The organism is Stenotrophomonas sp. STEN020, from assembly GCF_056760195.1.
Genome location: NZ_JBRREI010000104.1, coordinates 1 through 5,100 on the forward strand (window position 1 = coordinate 1; position 5,100 = coordinate 5,100).

5 protein-coding genes are annotated in these 5,100 nt (G+C 62.9%); 2 read left to right on the top strand and 3 right to left on the bottom strand.

Annotation, left to right across the window (positions count from 1 at the left end; translation table 11 throughout):
- Positions 1–215 precede the first annotated feature (215 nt).
- Complete coding sequence (locus ACVOLZ_RS22020; RefSeq protein WP_481517994.1) at positions 216–1,199, bottom strand: malate dehydrogenase; 984 nt, start codon at positions 1,197–1,199, stop codon at positions 216–218.
- Positions 1,200–1,311: 112 nt separating this feature from the next.
- Entirely contained in the window at positions 1,312–1,806 is a 495-nt protein-coding gene (locus tag ACVOLZ_RS22025; protein ID WP_481513524.1) for a peptidylprolyl isomerase, read from the bottom strand.
- A 213-nt stretch (positions 1,807–2,019) separates the two neighbouring features.
- On the opposite strand from ACVOLZ_RS22025, the gene typA reads away from it, so the two are divergent.
- Both typA and ACVOLZ_RS22035 read left to right on the top strand, forming a co-directional pair.
- A complete protein-coding gene (gene typA / locus ACVOLZ_RS22030) occupies positions 2,020–3,867 on the top strand; it encodes a translational GTPase TypA (RefSeq protein ID WP_481517995.1) in 1,848 nt (615 codons plus the stop codon).
- A gap of 5 nt (positions 3,868–3,872) precedes the next feature.
- On the top strand, positions 3,873–4,349 hold the full coding sequence (locus ACVOLZ_RS22035; protein WP_481517996.1) for a DUF2127 domain-containing protein: 477 nt from the start codon (positions 3,873–3,875) through the stop codon (positions 4,347–4,349).
- A gap of 151 nt (positions 4,350–4,500) precedes the next feature.
- Here the strand turns inward: ACVOLZ_RS22035 and ACVOLZ_RS22040 are convergent, their stop codons facing one another.
- A complete protein-coding gene (locus tag ACVOLZ_RS22040; RefSeq protein WP_481517997.1) occupies positions 4,501–4,944 on the bottom strand; it encodes an REP-associated tyrosine transposase in 444 nt (147 codons plus the stop codon).
- Positions 4,945–5,100: the final 156 nt, after the last annotated feature.

Here is a 5,100-nt window from a genome sequence, read left to right on the forward strand (position 1 = left end):
GCCATGGCCGCATCAACCAGCAAAAAGCTTACCCCTCCCCAGCCCACCCCATCGCTACGCGAAAGGGAGGGAGCGGAGTGGCCCGCCAAACACCGCAAAAGCCCCACCCCAGTAATTCCAAACCCCCCACCCCCAACCCCCCCCCCCCACTACAGCAAATAAAAACGGGGAGGCCGAAGCCTCCCCGTTCATTGCATCACATCAACCGACCGCTGTTACAGCAGGTCGGCAACGCCGGCGCGCTCTTCTTCCAGCTCACCCAGGGTGATGTCGATGTACTTCTTGGAGAAGTCGTCGATCGGCAGGTCCTTGATGATGGTGTACTCGCCGTTCTCGGTGGTTACCGGGAAGCCGAACACGACGCCTTCCGGAATGCCGTAGGAGCCGTCGGACGGCACGCCCATGGTCACCCACTTGCCGTTGCTGCCCAGCACCCAATCATGCACGTGGTCGATGGCGGCGTTGGCAGCCGAAGCGGCCGAGGACAGGCCACGGGCGGCGATGATCGCTGCGCCGCGCTTGCCGACGGTCGGGATGAAGGTGTTGGCGTTCCATTCCTGATCGTTGATCAGGTCGCCGACCTTGGCGCCGCCGGTGGTGGCGAAGCGGTAGTCCGGGTACATGGTCGGGCTGTGGTTGCCCCACACGGTGAACTGTTCGAAGCTCTCCACGGTCTTGCCGGTCTTGGCAGCCAGCTGGCTCAGGGCACGGTTGTGGTCCAGGCGCAGCATGGCGGTGAAGTTCTTCGGGTTCAGGTCCGGAGCCGACTTCATCGCGATGTAGGCGTTGGTGTTGGCCGGGTTGCCGACCACCAGCACCTTCACGTCACGCTTGGCGACGGCGTTCAGGGCCTTGCCCTGCACGGTGAAGATCTTGGCGTTCTCGAGCAGCAGGTCCTTGCGCTCCATGCCCGGGCCGCGCGGACGCGCGCCGACCAGCAGGGCCACGTCGACGTCCTTGAAGGCCACCAGCGGATCAGCGGTGGTCACCACGCCAGCCAGCAGCGGGAACGCGCAGTCTTCCAGCTCCATGACCACACCCTGCAGGGCGGCCTGGGCCTTTTCGTTGTCGATTTCGAGCAGCTGCAGGATGACCGGCTGATCCTTGCCCAGCATTTCGCCAGAAGCGATGCGGAACAACAGTGCATAACCGATATTGCCGGCAGCGCCGGTTACGGCAACACGAACGGGTGCTTTCATGGGGGGTTTCCTCTGCTAAGAAGCGGGTGTGGGGTAAAGCCGGGCATGCGCAGGCGCGCTGGCCAGGCTGGAATCAGAAACGGCCACCTGTGCAGGTGGCCGTCGGAGTCAATCAGGCGGCGAGGATCTTGTTCCACTCGGCGACGCGGTCGGCCTTGGCGGCCAGCACGGCGTCGGTATCGCCTTCCAGGGTGATCTTGTTGATCGCATCGCCCTGCTGGATCGCGTCAACCACGTCCAGGCCTTCGAGCACCTTGCCAAACACGGTGTGCTTGCCATCGAGCCAGTCGGTCTTGATGTGGGTGATGAAGAACTGGCTGCCATTGGTGTTCGGGCCGGCATTGGCCATGGACAGCACGCCGCGCTCGTGGCGCACGCCGTTCTTGGTTTCATCTTCAAAACGGTAGCCCGGGCCACCACGGCCGGAGCCTTCCGGGCAGCCGCCCTGGACCATGAAGTCAGCGATCACGCGGTGGAACGCCAGACCGTCATAGAAGCCATGCTTCACCAGGTTGACGAAGTTGGCCACGGTCAGCGGTGCCTTGTCGGCATACAGCTCGACCTTGATCAGGCCGCGGGAGGTGTCGAAATTGGCGATCAGCGACATGGGAAATCCTTTGTAAAGAAGACGACTCTCAATAGCCGGCTAGTTTACACCCGGCTCCGCCCGCGCTGCTGCCCCTTCCCTGCGGCCATTCCGCAGGAAGTATGAATGGGCAATCTGACGAGTCTGAACGGCAGTTTTCGCACAACCGCGACATAGCGCTATAATGCTGGACTCATTTTCCCCATTTCACGGCACCGGCTGGCCGTCTTTCGCATGTCCATCGAAAATCTTCGCAACATCGCCATCGTCGCCCACGTCGATCATGGCAAGACCACCCTCGTCGACCAGCTGCTCAAGCAGTCCGGCACCCTGTCTGAGCGCACGGTACTTGCCGAGCGCGTGATGGACAGCAACGACCAGGAAAAGGAACGCGGCATCACCATCCTGGCCAAGAACACGGCCATTACCTGGGAAGACAAGAAGACCGGCATCAAAAACCGGATCAACATCGTCGACACCCCGGGACACGCCGACTTCGGCGGCGAGGTGGAGCGCGTGCTGTCGATGGTCGACTCGGTGCTGATCCTGGTTGACGCGATGGACGGCCCGATGCCGCAGACCCGCTTCGTCACCCAGAAGGCCTTCGCGATGGGCTTCAAGCCGATTGTCGTGGTCAACAAGGTCGACCGTCCGGGCGCCCGTCCGGAATGGGTCATCGACCAGGTGTTCGACCTGTTCGACAAGCTCGGCGCAACCAATGAGCAGCTCGACTTCCCGATCGTCTACGCCTCGGGCCTGAACGGCTACGCTGGCCTGGAAGACACCGTCCGCGACGGCGACATGACCCCGCTGTACGAAGCGATCATGAAGTACGTGCCGGTGCCGGAAGTCGAGGCCGACGGCCCGTTCCAGATGCGCATCAGCCAGCTGGACTACAACAACTTCGTTGGCGTGATCGGCATTGGCCGCATCCAGCGCGGCAAGGTCAAGAAGAACCAGGCCGTTGCCGTCATCGACCGTGAAGGCAAGAAGCGCCAGGGCAAGGTCCTGCAGGTGCTGGGCTTCATGGGCCTGGAACGCATCGAAGTCGAGGAAGCACAGGCTGGCGACATCATCGCCATCTCCGGCATCCAGGAATTGACCATCTCCGACACCGTCTGCGCCCTGGACACCCCGGAAGCGCTGCCGCCGTTGACCGTCGACGAGCCGACCATCTCGATGACCTTCCAGGTCAACAACTCGCCGTTCGCAGGCAACAAGGACCTGTCCGGCGGCAAGTTCCTGACCAGCCGCCAGTTGAAGGAGCGCCTGGAGCGCGAGACCGTGCACAACGTTGCACTGAAGGTCGAGCAGCTTGAAGACGCCGACAAGTTCCTGGTCTCCGGCCGTGGCGAGCTGCACCTGTCGGTGCTGATCGAAACCATGCGTCGTGAAGGCTACGAGCTGGCCGTGTCGCGCCCGGAAGTCATCATCAAGCAGATCGACGGCCAGGCCATGGAACCGATCGAGCAGCTGGTCGTCGATATCGAAGAACAGCACCAGGGCGGCGTGATGGAAAAGCTGGGTACCCGCAAGGGCCTGCTTGAGAACATGGAGTCCGACGGCAAGGGCCGTGTTCGCCTTGATTTCAAGATTCCGGCGCGTGGCCTGATCGGCTTCCAGAACGAGTTCAAGACCCTGACCCAGGGTTCTGGCCTGCTGTTCCACGTGTTCGACCATTACGGCCCGAAGGAACAGGGCGCCATCGCCAAGCGCCTGAACGGCGTGATGATCGCCAATGCCCCGGGCGCAACCCCGGCTTACTCGCTGGGCCCGCTGCAGGAACGCGGCAAGCTGTTCGCTGCTGAAGGCGACAACGTGTACGAAGGCCAGCTGATCGGTATCCACTCCAAGGACAACGATCTGACCGTCAACGCGATCAAGACCAAGCCGCTGACCAACATGCGCGCTTCGGGCAAGGACGACGCGATCCAGCTGACCCCGGCCATCAAGTTCTCGCTGGAACAGGCCCTGGACTTCATCGACGACGACGAGCTGGTGGAAATCACCCCGAAGGAAATTCGTCTGCGCAAGAAGTTCCTGACCGAAAGCGACCGCAAGAAGGCGTCGCGCGGCGGCTGATTGTCTTGACTGACAACAAGCCCTACAACCCGGATCCGCATGCGCATCCGGGACTGGCAGCCATCGCGCTGCTGGAAGCGGGAAAGGCCGTACTGGCCTTTCTCGCCGCGGCTGGCCTGGAGATCTCCGGGCCGGCCCCACTCCGCAACATCATCAATGCCCTGATCCACCGTGCAGGTGGTGACCCCGAGAACGGCGCGTTCTCCTCGCTACTGGGCATGATCACCCCCGATACCGTTCACCTCGGCGCCGCTGTACTGGTCGGCTACGGGCTGCTGCGCCTGCTTGAAGCCTGGGGCCTGTGGCGCGCCAAGGCCTGGGCCTCCTGGCTGGGCTGCATCTCCGCCGCGCTCTACCTGCCGCTGGACTTCTACGCCATCATCAAACACCCCGGCTGGGCCTCATGGCTGCTGCTGGCGGTCAACCTGCTGGTCGTCTGGGTATTGGCCCGCGACCTGGGCAAGCGCCACCGCAAGCGCTAGCGCTAGCGCGTCACTGTAGTGCCGAGCCATGCTCGGCATTGGACGTTCCCTACAATCCCAAACGCCTCACCCGTAGTGCCGAGCCACGCTCGGCATTGGGGCATCACAGGTAACACCCCTGCCGAGCATGGCTCGGCACTACATCAGCGCATCACAGCTGCCAGCCCCATCTGCACCACGCATACGGATAGTCCTGGGGCCTTTCACATAGCCCCGCCCGCACCGGGTTATGCAGCAGGTAGTTGGCCACACCGCGCAGTGATTCATCCTGCCTGATTGCATGATCGTGATAGCCGGCCTGCCAGATCGATCCCGCGCCGCCAATGGCCCTTCCTGAGCGCGATTTCAGCCGCTGCAGACAGGCACCCAGCGATCCTGTTTGCAGCTGCAACAGCCAATGCAAGTGATCGGGCATTACGACCCAAGCAAGACTGTGCGAGATACCAACAAGTTCGCAGTGGCGGAGGGATTCGATTACCACCTCAACATTCGTGCGGCTCGCAAACAACGGTACACGCCCGGCGGTTACCGTGGTGATTGAGTAGATGTTGTTGGGCAGCGAAAAGCGCCCCAACCGCAATTTAGGACTCGACATCACTGCAGCCTGAAGCCTGCAATCAAGAAGGTCCGTCGGCGCTTTATCGCTCCACCTGTAGTGGGGGGGGGGGGGGGGGGGGGGGGGGGGGGGGGGGGGGGCGGGGCGGGGGAGGCCGGGGGGGGCGGCGGGGCGCGGCGCGGCGGAGGGGGGGGG